20 protein-coding genes and 2 tRNA genes are annotated in these 15740 nt (G+C 67.5%); 9 read left to right on the top strand and 13 right to left on the bottom strand.

The window, feature by feature from the left end; translation table 11 throughout:
• Complete coding sequence (locus ACW17Y_RS08705; RefSeq protein WP_492035330.1) at window positions 1–636, bottom strand: hypothetical protein; 636 nt, start codon at window positions 634–636, stop codon at window positions 1–3.
• Between the two features lie 203 nt (window positions 637–839).
• Between ACW17Y_RS08705 and ACW17Y_RS08700 the strand changes: the two genes are divergently transcribed.
• Window positions 840–1238, top strand: coding sequence for a BlaI/MecI/CopY family transcriptional regulator (locus tag ACW17Y_RS08700; RefSeq protein WP_492035329.1), 399 nt, complete (start codon window positions 840–842; stop codon window positions 1236–1238).
• Window positions 1225–2715: a M56 family metallopeptidase gene (locus ACW17Y_RS08695; RefSeq protein WP_492035328.1), complete on the top strand. Its 1491-nt coding sequence runs from the start codon at window positions 1225–1227 to the stop codon at window positions 2713–2715. Before ACW17Y_RS08700 ends, ACW17Y_RS08695 begins: the two co-directional genes overlap by 14 nt.
• A 28-nt stretch (window positions 2716–2743) precedes the next feature.
• Here the strand turns inward: ACW17Y_RS08695 and miaA are convergent, their stop codons facing one another.
• Window positions 2744–3613, bottom strand: coding sequence for a tRNA (adenosine(37)-N6)-dimethylallyltransferase MiaA (gene miaA, locus ACW17Y_RS08690; RefSeq protein ID WP_492035327.1), 870 nt, complete (start codon window positions 3611–3613; stop codon window positions 2744–2746).
• Window positions 3614–3683: 70 nt separating this feature from the next.
• Here miaA and ACW17Y_RS08685 point away from each other — a divergent pair, with 70 nt between their 5' ends.
• The 3 genes from ACW17Y_RS08685 to ACW17Y_RS08675 all read left to right on the top strand — a co-directional run bounded on the left by ACW17Y_RS08685 (window position 3684) and on the right by ACW17Y_RS08675 (window position 6683).
• Entirely contained in the window at window positions 3684–4733 is a 1050-nt protein-coding gene (locus tag ACW17Y_RS08685; RefSeq protein ID WP_492035326.1) for an Mrp/NBP35 family ATP-binding protein, read from the top strand.
• 64 nt (window positions 4734–4797) lie between these two features.
• Window positions 4798–5895, top strand: coding sequence for an NADH:flavin oxidoreductase (locus tag ACW17Y_RS08680; RefSeq protein WP_492035325.1), 1098 nt, complete (start codon window positions 4798–4800; stop codon window positions 5893–5895).
• Window positions 5896–5921: 26 nt separating this feature from the next.
• Window positions 5922–6683: a sterol desaturase family protein gene (locus ACW17Y_RS08675; protein WP_492035324.1), complete on the top strand. Its 762-nt coding sequence runs from the start codon at window positions 5922–5924 to the stop codon at window positions 6681–6683.
• Here the strand turns inward: ACW17Y_RS08675 and ACW17Y_RS08670 are convergent.
• The 6 genes from ACW17Y_RS08670 to ACW17Y_RS08645 all read right to left on the bottom strand — a co-directional run bounded on the left by ACW17Y_RS08670 (window position 6650) and on the right by ACW17Y_RS08645 (window position 10154).
• Window positions 6650–6970, bottom strand: a complete 321-nt coding sequence (locus ACW17Y_RS08670; protein ID WP_492035323.1) for a YbjQ family protein — start codon at window positions 6968–6970, stop codon at window positions 6650–6652. The genes ACW17Y_RS08675 and ACW17Y_RS08670 overlap by 34 nt on opposite strands.
• Before the next feature lie 17 nt (window positions 6971–6987).
• Window positions 6988–7515 (bottom strand): dihydrofolate reductase, encoded by a 528-nt coding sequence (locus ACW17Y_RS08665; RefSeq protein WP_492035322.1) that lies wholly within the window; start codon window positions 7513–7515, stop codon window positions 6988–6990.
• Window positions 7516–7552: 37 nt separating this feature from the next.
• On the bottom strand, window positions 7553–8221 hold the full coding sequence (locus tag ACW17Y_RS08660) for an aquaporin (protein ID WP_492035321.1): 669 nt from the start codon (window positions 8219–8221) through the stop codon (window positions 7553–7555).
• Between the two features lie 75 nt (window positions 8222–8296).
• Window positions 8297–8611: a phosphoribosyl-ATP pyrophosphohydrolase gene (locus tag ACW17Y_RS08655; RefSeq protein ID WP_492035320.1), complete on the bottom strand. Its 315-nt coding sequence runs from the start codon at window positions 8609–8611 to the stop codon at window positions 8297–8299.
• Entirely contained in the window at window positions 8608–9297 is a 690-nt protein-coding gene (locus ACW17Y_RS08650; protein ID WP_492035319.1) for a TIGR02391 family protein, read from the bottom strand. The genes ACW17Y_RS08655 and ACW17Y_RS08650 overlap by 4 nt, the downstream gene beginning before the upstream one ends.
• The gene (locus tag ACW17Y_RS08645) at window positions 9297–10154 is read right to left on the bottom strand and encodes a thymidylate synthase (protein WP_492035318.1); all 858 of its coding nucleotides are present in this window, start codon (window positions 10152–10154) and stop codon (window positions 9297–9299) included. Before ACW17Y_RS08645 ends, ACW17Y_RS08650 begins: the two co-directional genes overlap by 1 nt.
• 128 nt (window positions 10155–10282) lie before the next feature.
• Between ACW17Y_RS08645 and ACW17Y_RS08640 the strand changes: the two genes are divergently transcribed.
• Complete coding sequence (locus tag ACW17Y_RS08640) at window positions 10283–10759, top strand: hypothetical protein (RefSeq protein WP_492035317.1); 477 nt, start codon at window positions 10283–10285, stop codon at window positions 10757–10759.
• On the opposite strand, the gene ACW17Y_RS08635 is transcribed toward ACW17Y_RS08640, so the two are convergent.
• Window positions 10738–11280, bottom strand: coding sequence for a DUF924 family protein (locus ACW17Y_RS08635; RefSeq protein ID WP_492035316.1), 543 nt, complete (start codon window positions 11278–11280; stop codon window positions 10738–10740). The two genes, ACW17Y_RS08640 and ACW17Y_RS08635, sit on opposite strands and share 22 nt — an antisense overlap.
• On the opposite strand from ACW17Y_RS08635, the gene ilvC reads away from it, so the two are divergent.
• A complete protein-coding gene (ilvC, locus tag ACW17Y_RS08630; RefSeq protein WP_492035315.1) occupies window positions 11279–12295 on the top strand; it encodes a ketol-acid reductoisomerase in 1017 nt (338 codons plus the stop codon). The two genes, ACW17Y_RS08635 and ilvC, sit on opposite strands and share 2 nt — an antisense overlap.
• A gap of 68 nt (window positions 12296–12363) precedes the next feature.
• Here the strand turns inward: ilvC and ACW17Y_RS08625 are convergent.
• A tRNA-Pro gene (locus tag ACW17Y_RS08625) sits at window positions 12364–12440 on the bottom strand.
• Between the two features lie 155 nt (window positions 12441–12595).
• On the opposite strand from ACW17Y_RS08625, the gene ACW17Y_RS08620 reads away from it, so the two are divergent.
• Window positions 12596–12669, top strand: a tRNA-Gln gene (locus ACW17Y_RS08620).
• 74 nt (window positions 12670–12743) lie between these two features.
• Here ACW17Y_RS08620 and ACW17Y_RS08615 read toward each other — a convergent pair.
• Entirely contained in the window at window positions 12744–13346 is a 603-nt protein-coding gene (locus ACW17Y_RS08615; RefSeq protein ID WP_492035314.1) for a sensor histidine kinase, read from the bottom strand.
• 133 nt (window positions 13347–13479) lie between these two features.
• Between ACW17Y_RS08615 and ACW17Y_RS08610 the strand changes: the two genes are divergently transcribed.
• Window positions 13480–13935, top strand: coding sequence for a response regulator (locus ACW17Y_RS08610; protein WP_492035313.1), 456 nt, complete (start codon window positions 13480–13482; stop codon window positions 13933–13935).
• Window positions 13936–13941: 6 nt separating this feature from the next.
• Here ACW17Y_RS08610 and ACW17Y_RS08605 read toward each other — a convergent pair whose 3' ends face one another.
• Both ACW17Y_RS08605 and ACW17Y_RS08600 read right to left on the bottom strand, forming a co-directional pair.
• On the bottom strand, window positions 13942–15348 hold the full coding sequence (locus ACW17Y_RS08605) for a hypothetical protein (protein ID WP_492035312.1): 1407 nt from the start codon (window positions 15346–15348) through the stop codon (window positions 13942–13944).
• Between the two features lie 67 nt (window positions 15349–15415).
• Window positions 15416–15733 (bottom strand): hypothetical protein, encoded by a 318-nt coding sequence (locus ACW17Y_RS08600; RefSeq protein ID WP_492035311.1) that lies wholly within the window; start codon window positions 15731–15733, stop codon window positions 15416–15418.
• Window positions 15734–15740: the final 7 nt, after the last annotated feature.

Here is a 15740-nt window from a genome sequence, read left to right as displayed (position 1 = left end):
CTAGGCGGCAGGGGTGATCGAAACCAGCTCGATGTTCACGTCGTCCACATACCGCAGGGTGACGGTCCGGCCGTTGGCGCCGGCCATCCCCGGTTCGATGAAGGTCTCGAAGTTGACCGCCGTGCCGTCGCTGGCTGTCACCGTCAGCATCGACGGCAGGTCGCCGCTCTCGCCTTCGGCGCCGCTCAGAACGCCCTCGATCGTCCGGCTCCCGGCCGCCGGTCCCGGCCCGCCCTCGACAGGCAGGAGCACCGAGGCCCCGTTGACCAGGATGTCGGTCATCTGAGTCGAGGCCGTGACCGAATAGCGGACCGTGACGGCCTGGCCGACCAGGGGCCGGATCGTAGCCGGATCCACCGGTCCACCCGCGTCCGTGTCGAGCGTGAGCAGCTGCAGATTGGCCTCACCGCCGGCCGCCCCTCCAGCCGCACCGACCTCCAGGGCGAACATCGGATAGCCGGCGTCCTCGAAGCCATACAGCACGCCAGTCACCGTATGGGTTCCCACGGTCCGGGGTGCGGAGAACCCGGACGTGGCCGGCGCCTCGGCGGGCGCCGTCTGGGCTTCCCCGGCCGGCGCCTGACAGGCCGTCAGAACAAGGGCCGTCAGCCCCATGATGAAAAGTCTGTCCCGCATGCCCGTCCCGTCCCTGATATCCCGCTTGCGGTGAAGCTAGTCGAGCATTGTTACGGCGGCAATCGCCGCGACGCGGTGTCGCCATACAGCCGGATCAGCCAGGACGGCATCGGACAGTCGCGTCGTTGGCGGGAGACGGAAGAGCGACGGTTGACGCGTGGGAGCGACAATTGTAGCGTCTGCACTACAGATGCGGAGCCGACATGTCGCCGACCGAAACACCGACCCCCACGGACGCCGAACTGGAAGTCCTGAAATGCTTCTGGCGCGACGGAGATCTGTCGTCGCGTGAGGTCCATGACCGGATCGCGGTCCAGATGGACTGGACGCCGTCGACGACGCGCACGGTTCTGGAGCGGATGCGAACCAAGGCTCTGGTGTCGCGCCGCGATGTGCATGGCGTGGCCGTCTATTCCCAGACCCGGCCGAAGGTTGAGGTTCTGACCGGACTGATGCGGCGGTTCTCGGCCCTGCTCGACATGGACGAGGCGCTGCCGGCGGCCGCCTTCACCGGCAGCCAGCTTCTGAACGACGCAGACATCGCCGAACTGGAGGCGATGCTGAACGCGCCGAAACAGGAGGCGGGCGATGGGAACGCCTGAACTGCTCGCCCTGTCGCTGGGTCTGTCGCTGGGTCTGGCTGCTGTGGCCTGCTGGTCGGTGTGGCTGTTCGAGAAAAGCACGCCGGACCCGGTGCTCCGCGAGAAGGCCTGGGCGACGGCGCTCTACCTTCCGGCCCTGCCGATCATCCTCGTCGGGGCCGCGCTGCTCCTGCCGCCGCCGACCGTCGCGACCGCCGTCGGGCACGAAGGTCCGGCAGCCGTACCCGCGGAGATCGAGATCATCGTCCAGCAGGGCGCCTCCGTGGGCTCCATCGACGAACCGCTGGCGTTCGGCGTCCTCGCCCTGGCCGGGTTGCTTGCGGGCATCAGGGTCATCTGGCTGGCGAGGCGCACGGCGCGCCTGCATCGCCTGATCTGCGCCTCGGACGAGGCCTCGCCCGCCGTCCGACAGATCGTTGAAGACACCGCCCGCCGTGTCGGCGCGCCCACGCCCGCTGTCCGCGTGCGGACCGGGGGAAGCGAGGCCCTGATCGCCGGACTGCTCAGGCCCGTTCTCGTCCTGCCCGCCAGCCTTCTCGAAGCGACCGACCCACAGGCCCTGCGCGCCGTCTGCGCCCACGAACTGGCGCACCTGAAGCGCGGCGATCATCGCGCATTGTGGATCGAGGAGGCGGTCCTCACGGTCCTGGCCTTCAATCCGGTCCTCGGGATCATTCGCGACCATCGCTCCGCCGCGCGCGAGGAGGCCTGCGACGCCGCGGCTCTCGTTCACGCCGGTGAGGACGCCCGCAGACTCTACGCCCGCTCCCTTCTCGACGCGCTTCGCGCCTCGCCCAGGGGCGATGACGCGCCCGCACTCACGTTCACCAGCAGCAGAAGGATACTCGTCATGCGTCGCCTGAAAGCCATCCTGTCCCCGGTCCCGACCTCGGGCGTTCGCCAACGTCTCGCCGTCCTCTGCCTGGGCGTCGCCGTCGCGGCCGTCGCCGGTACGGGTTCATTCGCCCTCGCGGCCCAGCGGGAGGCCGTGGACGTCCCGCAGCCTGCTGCGGTCATGACCGCCAGCCGGGCGGCTCCGGCGTCTCGGGTGGTAGTCGCCTCCACGCGAGCCACGCCGTCCGTCGCTCCGGCAGCGATCGTCGCGCCCAGGACCGTGCTCGTGCCTGCGCCGAAGGCGGAACCGACCCCGCTCCCCGAGCCGGCTCCTGCTGCGGCGCCTCAGGCCCAGGTGATCACCAATCCGGGCTGGACCCGTCACCCGATGCCCATGTCCTACCCGGCGGCGGCGCTTGAGCAGGGCTCGTACAGCGGAAGCGCCGACCTGTCCTGCTCTGTGCAGGCCGACGGCAGCGTTTCAGGCTGCACGATCCTCGACGAGACGCCTGTCGGCCTGGGATACGGCGCCGCTGCCGTGGCGGCCGCCGCAGACGCTCGCCTGTCGCCCCGGAGCCTCGAGGGCGTCGCTGTCGGTGGCACGGTCCGGTTCACCATCCGCTTCACACGCCAGGCCGAATAGACGGAGCAGGGCCTGGCGGCGCTCGCTGTCAGGCCCTTGCCCAGTCCCGGCACTGGTTCCTGAACCAGGTCAGCTGGCGTTTGGCGTAGTTGCGGGTGGCCTGCTGCAGGGCGGCTACCGCGTCGGCGCGGGTCGTCTCGCCCGCCAGCCAGGCGGCGAGCTCGCGCACGCCCACGGCCTTCATGGCGGGCAGGGCCGGATCCAGGTTTCGGGCCATCAGCGCGCGGACCTCCTCGACGGCGCCCTCCTGCATCATGACCAGCACACGGGCGTCGCAATTGGCGTAGAGGGCCTCGCGATCCGGCTCGAGAACCAGCCGGTCAAAGGTTCCGGGCTTCAGCAGGGGCGTGGTGCCGGCCTGCCAGTCGGACAACGACCGACCCGTCGAGCGGGCGACGGCGAAGGCGCGGGTCAGGCGCTGGCGGTCGCCGCTCTCGATGGCGGCTTCGGCCGGCGGATCGAAGGTCGTCAATCTCAGGCGGAAGGCGGCCTCGCCCTCGGTGTCATACAGGGCCATGGCCTCGTCGCGGGCTTCGGTCGGCACATCGGGAATGTCCGCCAACCCCTTGGTCAGGGCAGTGAAATACAGGCCCGTACCGCCGACGATCAGGACGGGGTGACCCTGGCTTCGCAGCTCGTCGATCAGCGGCGTGACCGCGCGGGTCCAGCGACCCACGGACCAGGCCTCGGCCGCGTCCACGGTTCCGTAGAGATGGTGCGGGGCCAGACGTTCCTCGTCCCGTGAGGGTCGGGCGGTCAGGACACGCAGATCGGCGTAGAGCTGCTGGCTGTCGGCGTTGACGATGGCCGCGCCGTCCGCCCTGGCGCGCTCCAGCGCCAGACGCGACTTTCCCGAGGCGGTCGGGCCGGCGAGCAATGTGATGGACGGTCGGGACACGGGACGCTCGCGCAGGCAGGGGGATGGCGATAGAACGCGCCTCCGCCCCCTGCAACCGGGACACAAGACCTTGATCGATCGCGCCTCTGTCGAAGCCGTGCTGAACGCCATCCTCGACCCGGAGACGGGCAGGGGCCTGATCGACGCCGGAGTGCCCAAAGGCCTGATGGTCGCCGAGGATCGCGCCGGCTTCGTGATCGAGGTTCCGGCCAACCGGACCGCCGCTTACGCCCCCGTGCGCGACGCCGCCGAGGCGGCGCTGAAAGCCATGCCGGGGATGGCGCGGGTCTCCGTGGTGCTGACGTCAGAGACCGCGCCCGCGGGACGCAAGGCTTCCCTGTCGCCCGCCGCCGTCGAACAGACGCGGGCCAGGGCGCCGGTTCCGACCGATCGTCCGGCCCATGTGCGCCGCGTTCTGGCGGTGGCCAGCGGCAAGGGCGGGGTTGGCAAGTCCACCGTGGCGGTCAATCTGGCGGCGGCGCTGGCGCGGCGGGGGCTCAGCGTCGGCATCCTCGACGCCGACGTCTACGGCCCGTCCCTGCCGACCATGTTGGGGCTGTCGGGCCAGCCGGCCTATGTGGACGGCGCGATGGTTCCGCATGTCGCCCATGGGCTGAAGGCCATGTCGGTCGGCCTCCTGACCAAGGCCGACGACGCCATGATCTGGCGCGGGCCGATGGCGTCCCAGGCCATCACCCAGATGCTGACCCAGACCCGCTGGGGCACGGAGGCCGCGCCGCTGGACGTGCTGGTCGTCGACCTGCCGCCGGGCACGGGCGACGTGCAGTTGACCCTGATCCAGAAGACGCCTCTGGACGGGGCCGTCATAGTCTCGACGCCGCAGGAGGTGGCCCTCGCCGACGCCCGCCGCGCCCACACCCTGTTCCAGCGGGTCAAGGTCCCGACGCTGGGTCTGATCGAGAACATGAGCGGCGACGTCTTCGGACGCGGCGGGGCGGAGGCCGAGGCCGCACGGCTGGGCGTCGATTTCCTCGGCGACCTGCCGCTGGATGCGAGCCTGCGTCAGGCGGGCGATGCGGGCGCGCCGCTGGCCGAGGGTGAGATCGCGGGCCGGTTCGACGCGGTGGCGGCCAGGGTCGCGGAAAAACTGGGCGTCTGAGGGTTTTCAAAGGCAACGGAAACGGCCACCCTGTCGGTTCCAGTCCTTCCCCTGCGAGACCCCGATGAGCGTCGACACCCTGTTCCGGCCCTTCACGATCAAGGGCCTGACCCTGCCGAATCGCATCGTCATGGCCCCCATGACCCGCTCCTTCTCGCCGAACGGGATCCCCACCTCCGACGTCGCCGCCTACTACCGCCGCCGCGCCGAGGGGCAGGTGGGGCTGATCGTCACCGAGGGCACGGTCGTCGAACGACCCGCGGCGCGCAACGATGCGAAGGTGCCGGTCTTCCACGGCGAGGCCCTGCCCGAATGGAAGAAGGTGGTGGACGAGGTCCACGCGGCCGGCGGTCTGATCGCGCCGCAGATCTGGCATGTCGGCGCCGCGCGCGGACGGGGCGAGGACTGGAGTCCCCTGGGCCAGGTCGACAGTCCCTCCGGCCTCGTTGCGCCCGGCAAGCAAAAGTACGAGCCGATGACCGAGGAGGACATCGCCGACACCATCGCGGCCTTCGGGCGGTCGGCACGGGCGTCGCGCGAGCTCGGCTTCGACGCGGCCGAGATTCATTCGGCCCACGGCTATCTGATCGACCAGTTCTACTGGTCCGGCCTGAACGCGCGCGGCGACCGTTGGGGCGGCCCGACGATCGCGGAGCGCGCCCGCTTCGGGGTCGAGGTGGTCAAGGCCGTGCGCGAGGGCCTCGGCCCCGACATCCCCCTGATCATCCGCCTGTCGCAGTGGAAGCTGCAGGACTATGACGCGAAGATCGCCGCCAATCCGGACGAGATGGCCGAGTGGCTGCTGCCCCTGTCGGACGCGGGCGTGGACGTCTTCCATTGCTCCCAACGCCGGTTCTGGGAGCCGGAGTTCGAGGGCTCGGACCTCAACTTCGCCGGCTGGGCCAAGGTGATCACGAAGAAGCCGACGATCAGCGTCGGCTCCGTCGGCCTGGACGGCGAGTTCATCGCGGCCTTCGGCGGGGCCGGTTCGCGGCCGGCGTCGCTGGACGGGCTGATCGGACGGATGGAGCGGGACGAGTTCGACATGATCGCCGTCGGCCGCGCCCTCCTGGCCGATCCGAACTGGGTGCTCAAGGTCCGCGACGGCCGCCAGGACGAACTGACCGACTTCGAGCGCGGCCATATGGCGGTGCTGCACTAGCCACGCCGACAGACTAGGGTGCCGGCATGGTCGCCGCCGTCCTGATCACCACCCTTTGGCTGAGCCTGATCATCGGCGCGCGCTACCTGCTGGTCGCGGGCGGCGTCTGGTGGCTGACCTGGGGCAGGGCGAATGGCATCGGCCGCCAACTGAACCGCGAGCGTCCGTCGCGCAGGCTGATGCTGCACGAGATCAAATATTCCCTGTTGTCGACGCCGATCTACGCCTTCCCGGCGGCCATCGCGCTGGAGGCGTGGAAGGCCGGGGGGACGAGACTGTATCTCGATCCGGACGCGTATCCGCTGTGGTGGCTGCCGGCCAGTTTCCTGCTTCTGTTGGTCGTGCAGGATGCGCACTACTACTGGACGCACCGGCTGCTGCATGACCGCCGCATGTTCGCCTGGGCCCATGCGGCGCATCACCGTGCACGAGACCCCAGCCCCTTCGCCAGCTTCGCCTTCGATCCGGCCGAGGCCGTGCTGACGGCCTGGCTGCTGCCGGCGCTGGCCTTTGTGGTCCCGTTGAACATCTGGATGCTGGCGGTGATGCTGACGGTGATGACGGCGACGGCCGTGATGAACCACTGCGGCCGGGAGATGTGGCCCGACCGCTGGGTGCGGGGACGGATCGGCTCGCAGCTGATCACTGCGACCCACCACAGCCGGCATCACACCCACATGAAGACGAACTTCGGGCTCTATTTCCGGGTCTGGGACCGCTGGTGCGGGACGGACGCGATGCCGCCCGCGAAGGATCAGGCCGGCTCGACGACGACTGCGGTGCCGTAAGCCAGCACTTCGGTCACGCCCGGCATGATCTCGGTGGCGTCGTAGCGCATGGCCAGGATGGCGTTCGCCCCGGCGGCGCGGGCGTGTTCGACCAGATGCTCGAAGGCCTCCTGACGGCCGACCTCGGCCAGTTTCACATAGGCGCCGACCCGGCCGCCCAGCATCGACTGGACCCCGCCGATGGCGTCGGAGACGACGTTGCGCGAGCGCACGGTGATGCCGCGCACGACGCCGATATGGCGCACGACCTTGTGGCCGAAGATCTCGTTGGTGGTGGAGGTCATCATGGCGTGCGGCTCCTGTTTCAGATGCGCTCGAGGATGCGGAAGGCGAAGGCGTGGTCGTCCTTCTCACCCGCATCATGCCGCTCGATCGAGACTTCGCGGAAGAGGGATTCGTCGAAGGCCGGGAAGACCGCGTCGCCCTCGGGCTCCGCGTCCACCTCGGTGATGTAGAGCCGTTTGGCGCGCGGCAGGGCGGCTTCGAACAGGGCCGTGCCGCCGATGACGCAGACCTCGTCGATGTCGTCGTCCTCGGCCGTCTCACGGGCGATGTCGATGGCGTCGGCGAAGCTGGAGACGACCACGGCGCCCTTCGCCTTGCCGGATTCCTCATAGGAGAGGTCGCGCGACAGGATCAGGTTCAGCCGGCCGGGCAGGGGACGCAGAGGCAGACTCTCCCACGTGGCGCGGCCCATGATGCAGGGCTTGCCGGTGGTGATCGCCTTGAACCGCTGCAGGTCGCTGCGCAGCGTCCAGGGCAGGTCGCCGTCCTTGCCGATGACGCCGTTCCTGGCTCGGGCGACGACAAGGGCGATGTGGGGGATGGGCATGGGCGGCTCCGTCTGGACGCAGCCGCCCTTCACCCGATCAGGCGTCCGGGTCCAGCACTTTCAGGCGGAACAGCAGGGCGCCCAGCACCGCGCCCACGGCCGGGGCGACGATGAACAGCCACAGCTGGCTGATCGCCGTACCGCCCGCGAGGACTGCCGGACCGAAGCTGCGCGCCGGATTGACGGAGACGCCGGTCACCTGGATGCCGACGATGTGGATGACCGCCAGGGTGATGCCGATGGCGACGCCCGCGAACGGCCCGTGCCCCTTGTCGCCGCTGACGCCGAGAATCACGACGACGAAGATGGCCGTCATGACCACCTCGAAGATCAAGGCCGCATGCATCCCGTACTCACCCAGATAGCCGGGACCCCAGCCGTTCTGGCCGAGGTTGGCCGCGCCAGTCTTGGCGATCAGCGACAGCAGGAAGGCGCCGATCAGGGCGCCGATGAACTGGGCGACCCAGTAGACCAGCATGTCCTTCGCCGTCATCCGCCCGGCGACGAAGGCGGCGAGACTGACCGCCGGATTGACGTGACAGCCCGAGACCGGCCCGATGCCATAGGCCATGGCCACGATGGCGAATCCGAACGCCAGCGACACCGCCAGCTGGTCGAACGGCGCCGGCCCCAACACCGCCGCCCCGCACCCGAACAGCACCAGAACCATCGTCCCGACCAGCTCGGCCGAAAAACGCTTCACCATGGCGAACCCTCCCGTTTGCCCCGTCCGCCGATGCGCGGATCGAGTCGGAAGGCTGCGCCGAGTCTTATGGTGACGCTAGGCTGGTTGAACGTCGGTCTTCGGGTCGAGCCAGTGCAGCCATTTGCGCTGCATCGCCTGTTCGATGTCGATGCCCGCGCGGTCGCAGTAGATCAACAGCATGCCGAGGACGTCGGCCGCCTCGTCCCCCAGCGCCTGTTCGCTGGGCTCGCCGCGCGCGCGACCGCTGAGGCGCAGATGCTCGGCGGTCAACTCGCCGAGTTCCTCCTGCAGCTTGAGGATGGCCCAGTCGCCGGACCGGTCGATGCCGTGTTCGGCGGCGTAGATGTCGGAGATGCGGGCGACCTTCTCCGACAGTTCGGAGAGGATCATCTGCGGATAACGCTTTGCTCGATCAATCGCAAAATTCGATCAATAAAGCCGCAGATACTCAGAGCATCTTCTCGGCTGAAACTATCAACTAGGGTATGATGAGTTTCGTTACGTAGAGCCTGCATAAGACCACGAATTATGTTTGCGTAGCCCTCCTGCTCTGATCGGATATCAGAAAAGACGATCAGGGATTCGGCAGGGTCAGCCTTAATGGCTGCGTTGACTAAGCTAGATCCTACAAGTGTCCTTTCGAGGCCAGCTCGGTTTCGAACCCGATCCTCCAATACCAAGGTGGCTTGGTTGATCACCCGATCAAACGGACCTGTTCCGATGATCAGGTCTCCGCATCGTTCTCGCAGTTCATCATCATGGATTGATTTGAAAAGCGAGCCGATCTCAAGGACTTTCTGTTCGACGTTGTAGCCGTATTCCAGAAAGCCTAGTAGCTGAGAAGCTTTTGATTTCAGCTCAGCGCCTTCACACCAAAAAGAACCATTTGTGCCCCACTGTCTTACGAAAGCAGAAGAAAATTCAGCTAGTTGGCGCTCAAGAATGTTTACCAAGCTTGAGTGTATGCGTTCATAGTCATTGAGATAGCTGGTGTTTACGGTTCGATCTGCAGGAACGGTGTCGGCGAAGGATTTCAGCCATCCGTAGGTGGATCGAAGTTCTTGAATCTTGTCCATTAAATCGCCACGGCCGCCTTAATGTGCGGGTGGGCTTGGTAATCTGACAGCACGAAGTCCGACGGTTCAAATCCGAACAGGTCGCGCTTCGGGGCGATCGTCATGGTCGGCAGGGCGAACGGCTGGCGCGTCAACTGCAGCTCCGCCTGTTCGAGGTGGTTCGAATACAGGTGGGCGTCGCCGAAGGTGTGGACGAAGTCGCCGGGCTCCAGCCCCGTGACCTGGGCCACCATCATGGTCAGCAAGGCATAGGACGCGATGTTGAACGGCACGCCGAGGAAGACGTCGGCCGAGCGCTGGTACAGCTGGCAGCTCAGTTTTCCGCTCCCTTTTCCGTCCGGGGCGACGAAGAACTGGAACAGGCAGTGGCAGGGCGGCAGGGCCATGTCCTCGATGTCGGCCGGGTTCCAGGCCGAGACGATGTGACGGCGGCTGTTCGGGTTGGTCTTCAGCCCCTCGATCAGACGGGCGATCTGGTCGATCGACTCACCGTTCGGCGCGGCCCAGGACCGCCACTGCTTGCCGTAGACGGGGCCGAGCTCCCCGCTCTCATCGGCCCATTCGTCCCAGATCGAACAGCCGTTCTCCTTGAGCCACCGCGTGTTGGTCTCGCCGCGCAGAAACCAAAGCAGCTCCACGATGATCGAGCGCAGGTGCAACTTCTTGGTGGTCAGAAGGGGGAAGCCCTTCGACAGGTCGAACCGCATCTGGCGGCCGAAGACGCCGAGAGTGCCCGTACCCGTGCGATCGTCACGCCGCACCCCGTTGTCGAGGATGTCGCGCAGCAGGTTCAGGTACTGGAACTCGGGATGGTCCGCGGGCGCGGCGCCGCTTCGGGTTTCCAGATCTGCGATCATGACATGGGCGTTCATCCCGCCAGTTTGCCGATGATTCGCGAGGGGTGACACGGCGCTGATTCGGTTGCGCACAGGATCCTTGCCGCGCTCCGTCCGAATCTGGCGTAGCGACGGTTCATGATCGCCTGATGAACGATATGCCGCTCACCTTCTCGCCGGATGCCTCCGACAGCTACGGCGTCCATCCGCAACCTGTCTGGGATCAGGCCCGCAGCGACTATCTCGATGGTCAAAGCTCGACGGACATCTGTCACCGCTACGGTCTGTCCCGCTCGACGTTTCACGCCCGGGCCGCCCGCGAGGGTTGGCGAAGGCGCGACCAGCCGCAGCGCACCGTCACCCCCTATATCGCCGTTACCGGCGACATCGACGAGGCCAGCTTCTTCGACCTGTCGGAGATGGCCGCCCTGCGTCTCCGACAGGCCATCCTGTCGGGGCGTCCCACGGAGGCTACAGGCTGGCTGGGGCTGGTCCGGGAACTCCGCCACGAATCCGAATACCACGATCCCGGTCCCGAGTGGTTTCAGCACGGCGCTGACCTGGACTCCCTGGACAAGCTGGACTCCCCGGACTCGAGTCCAGATCAGCCGGCAAACCCGCCTTGATCGAGGAAGGCCTGTTCTTCTGCCGTAGTTTCCCGGCCCAAGGCCCTGTTTCGATGCGGAAACCGGCCGAAGCGAACGATGATGTCGCGGTGGATGACGGCGTATTTCGCCACCTCGGGCATGTCCATGACCAGCGGGACCAACGCGTCGTGGTCGGCAAGGTCCTCGGAGTGCTCGAAGGGCGTCATGAAGAACTGCCGCAGGTCAGGCTCGAACGCGAGGTGATGGCCCGCCGCGATGGCCTGTCTGGCGAAGGCGAGACCCAGGCTGTCGGTGGCGAACTGATGCCCCGTGCCGCGGTAGGCGTTGCGCGGGTACTGGTCGAGCAGGACCATCAAGGCCAGGGCGCCCTCGGCCGTCGCCATCCAGTCGTCCAGTTCCCGCCGGGCCGCAGCCCAGTGCAGGGCGCGCCCGGCGTCGCGGAACGTGCGGTCGAAGGCGTCGTCCTTGGCGTACCACATCTTCGGACCCGCCTCTTTCCAGAAGGCGACGACGGAGGAAGGCGTTATGAGGACGGTCATGACCCAGACCCTATCTAATCCGCTCCCCGTCTTCCACGACCGCGACTGCGACCTGTCGATCATCCGCAGCAAGCGGGTGGCGATCATCGGCTACGGCAGCCAGGGTCGGACGCACGCGCTGAACCTGCGCGACTCGGGTGTGGCCGACATCGTCGTCGGGCTGAAGGCGGGCTCGGCGACGCGGGTGAAGGCCGAGACCGACGGCTTCCGGGTCATGACGGCGGGCGAGGCGACTTCGGGCGCCGACGTCGTCGCCGTCATGGTCTCGGACGAGGCTCACCGCGACCTCTATCGCGACGAGATCGAGCCCAGCATCCGCACCGGAGCCGCTCTGATCTTCGCCCACGGCCTGTCGGTGCGGTTCGGGCTGGTGACGCCGCGCGCCGACCTCGACGTCATTCTCGATTCGCCCAAGGGCATCGGGCCCCGCATCCGCGATCTCTACGAAGCCGGGGAGGGGGTCTTCTGCCTGTTCGGCGTGCATCAGGACGCCACCGGCCACGCCCATGCGCTCGGCCTGTCCTATGCGGCGGCCCTGGGCTGCGGCCGCAAGGGCATTCTGGAGACGACCTTCGCCGCCGAATGCGAGAGCGATCTTTTCGGCGAACAGGTGGTGCTGTGCGGCGGCGTCGGCGAGCTGATCGACGCGGCCTTCATGAAGCTGGTCAACGCCGGCTATCCGCCCGAGGTCGCCTGGTTCGAATGCTTCTATGAGGTCAAGCTGGTCACCGACCTGATGTACGAGCGCGGCATCGCCGGGGCCTTCGCCAAGATCTCGAACACGGCCGAATACGGCGCCTATCTGACCGGGCCGCGCGTGATCGGGGAGGCGTCACGGACGGCGATGGACGGGGTCCTTGCGGACGTGCGCGACGGATCGTTCGTGAAGCGGCTGATGGCCGACTACGACGCGGGTTCCCCCGAACTGCTGGCGCGAAGGAAGGCGCTCGGCGAGCGGATGATCGAGGCCGTGGGCGGACATCTGAACGGGGTGGCGGCCGGGGCGGAGGGCTGAAACGAAAAGAGCGCTCCGGATGGAGCGCTCTTTCGATCGTATACGGGGTTCGGAAGCCCCTGAATAAATGGTCGGAGTGAGAGGATTCGAACCTCCGACCCCTGCCTCCCGAAGGCAGTGCTCTACCAGACTGAGCCACACTCCGACTTGGAGGCGGGCTTATAGCGAGGGGTTTCCGGGCCTGCAAGCGCCCTTCCGGGCCTTTGCGAAATAGTCCGGAAACCGGGTGTTGCATCCCCCGCGGCCTTGGCGTATTCGACCGCCTCCCTCGGGTCCAGGCCCGTCGGACGCCGGTCCTGCTGGGGAATGGTGTAATGGTAACACTCCGGTTTTTGGTACCGTCATTCTAGGTTCGAGTCCTAGTTCCCCAGCCACCGCCTTCAAGCAGACAGCAGCGATCACGACCGCCAGGCGGGGCCTGACGGCGCGGTCCGTCCGTCCAGGAAACTCAGTGGGTTGTGTCTGGCCTGATGGGCAGGCGCACGCGGACGCCGACGCCGGAATCAACCGCTGATTCGATGACCATCGCGCCGCCGAGATGGGCGATCAGCCCCTCCACCAGGGACAGGCCGTCGCCCTTGATCAGCTCATCTGCGCCGACGCCGGAATCCCGCACCACCAGGCTGACGCCGTCTGACGCTCGCGAACAGGCGATGGCGATCGACCCGCGCCGGTCGTCCGGGAAGGCATGGCGCACGGCGTTGGACATCAGTTCGTGCACGATGATGGCCAGGGGAACCGCATGGCTCTCCGGCAACTCGGTCGTGTCGGCCCGAAGGTCGATGCGCACGCCGCGTCCGTCGCAGTTCCGACGCCAGAAGCCTGCCGTGTCGTCCAGATAGGCGGCGAAATCGACCGAGCCGCTCTCCACGATCCGCCGATTCATCAGGCCCATCGCGGCGACGACGTCGCTGAGCCAGGTCAGGTGCCGCCGGCTCTCGGGATCCTGAACGCTGCGCAGGCGGATGCCGACCAGTGCCTGAAGCAGTTGGTAGCCGCCGACCGTGCGTCGTTCGATTTCGGCGATCCTGACGTCCGCGCCTGCGGTCATTCGCCCCCCAAAAAGGCCTGAAAGCTGAGCATTTCGATAGCCTGCCGCGAACCAATTCGCCAAGCGTGCGTTTCGATTGTCCGGTATCCGACACAGTAACATTACGACCGTCGGCGAACCGCTGGGGACCGGATTGCAACAGACGTCCGACCTGCGGGTCATGATCGTGGAAGACCAGGCCATCCTCGCGATGGAGCTGGAACTCGTCCTCGGTGAGGCCGGGTGCGAGGTTGTTGGCTGCGCCATGGACCAGGCCAGCGCCTTCGCCATCGCCGAACGGGAACGGCCCATGCTGGCCCTGGTCGACGTGAACCTGCTGGACGGGGTGACGGGGCCGCAGATCGCGCACCGGCTGGTCACGGACTACGGCACGGCAGTGGTCTTTCTCACGGCCAATCCGGAGCAAATTCCCGATGGATTCGCCGGCGCGCTGGGCGCTGTGTCCAAGCCGTTCGACGACCAGACGATCCGGGCCGTTGTCGCCTTCGCACAGCGTTTCATCCTGACCCGGACCGTCGGCGATCCGCCGAGACGATTCCGCCTGGCGCCGTGGCTGACCACGCCGCCGGCGGACATCGCCCCGCACTGACCGGCGTCAGTCGATCTTCAGCCGCACGAAGACCATGCCGCCGTCGGGATCGCCGCCGTAGGACGGCTCCAGCCCCGAGGGCACGCGATTGATCGCGTAGAGGGCGCCGAGGCCGAAACGAACGCGCGGCGCGATCGTCCAGTCATGGACGGCGCCGACCGAGGCCTTGGCGACGGTGAACAGCGCGCCATGGCCGCCTCCGGGACCGGGCAGGAGTTCGTCGGTCTCGATCCGCTCGGCACGGGCGAAGACGGTCCAGCGGTCGTTCGGGCTGAAGGCGGATTCCAGCAGCCAGGCGTCCTTCGACTCGTCGTGGTCATTGGTCTTGCGACCCCAGGCCAGTGTCGAGGACCACCAGCCGTCGGGGCCGAGTCGACGCGTGTGGATCGCGCTGGCGGACAGCTTGGTCTCGTCCTCGCCTGGCTCAAGCTGCTCGGGCGCCGTCACGTCGGCGTATGAGGCCTGCAGCGCCCACTGCGCCGACGGATTCCACGATGCGCGCACGGACCAGCTGTCAAACTCGGGGCTCTCGATATCGTAGCGATCCTGATCCGGTTCTCGACCCCGGAAGGACGAGGCTTCGATCTTCATCGCGTCGTGGACCCAGCCGAGCGTCGCTACGCCGAAGACGATGTGGGTGGAGTCGAGCCAGTGGTGGGTGATAGGCGCCTCGGGCGAATCCATCGCGCTCATGCGGTGCATGAAGGCAGGCGGACCGAAGGCGGGTTCGCCGGGCAGGCCGATGTAGGCGAAGACGCTGTCCGTATCGGTCAGGCGGCGCGCGTAGCTGGCGGAGAGCTCCATAACCAGTTCGTGCGGGTGCTGGCGGTCGACCAGCGGGTTGACGCCGTCCGCGGTCTCTCCGGCGGCGAGCAGGAGCGGATAGCCGTGCTTGCCCATCAGCGGGTCGGGGCTGAGCATGGCGCGCAGGTTCAGGGTCGAACCGTCCAAAAAGTCCCGCCGCGCCGAGGTCATCAGCATGCCGGAGACAAAGGTCTTGTCGTCGCCGCGCGGGCCGGACTGGCTGTCCCAGGTCAGGTTGATCAGGGCGTGGGTCATGATCGACCAGCCGCCCTGCTGGACGTGGATGCCACCGTGCTCGGAGGCGTCCGGCTGCCAGCTGGTGCCGGAAGCGTCGCGGGACATGGGCCAGGCCCCGAGAGCGCTGGTCATGGTGTGATCCGTGCCGTGGTCCATGCCGGGCATGGCCGACATGTCGTGGCCGGAGTGGTCCATGGGCGGGGTCGCGGGCGCCTGTTGCGGCATGGCCTCTCCGGCGTGCGGGTCTGCCGCCGGGGCCGGGGTCGGAGCAGGATGCGCGGCGTGGCCGGAATGGTCCTGTGCCTGGGCGACCGAGGAGAGGACGAGGAGGGAGGCGCAGGCGCTGAGCGCGGCGAGGTATCGGGCAGCCATCATGGCTCCTTGCAAAGAGAGGTCGGCGTGGCGGTCCGTGCGGGCCGCCGGCTGGGTCTTTGGAAGGTCAGGCCTTGGGCGGGCCGGTATCCGGGCTGGGGCGACGGCCGGTCGGCAGAACCCGGAGGGTCGGCTGGGGCATGGTGGCGCGGCTTGCGACGCCGGCGCGGACCGGCGGCGTGATGGCGGGCGCAGCGATGCAGGCGACGCAGCAGGCCATGCTCTTCATCGGCTTGTCAGGCGTGGACGCGGGGGCGTCGGACGTCATGCCGGCCATCTCGTGGCAGGGGGGCGGCTCGTTAGAGGCGATTGCCGGGGCGACCGCGCCGAGCAGCAGGACGCCGAGGGCGCCGAGCAAGAGCAACAGGGTCCGGGCGAGCGCCATGACCTAT

It is taken from the genome of Brevundimonas sp. AVps7, from assembly GCF_058681545.1.
This window is presented reverse-complemented; position numbering and strand designations above follow the sequence as displayed.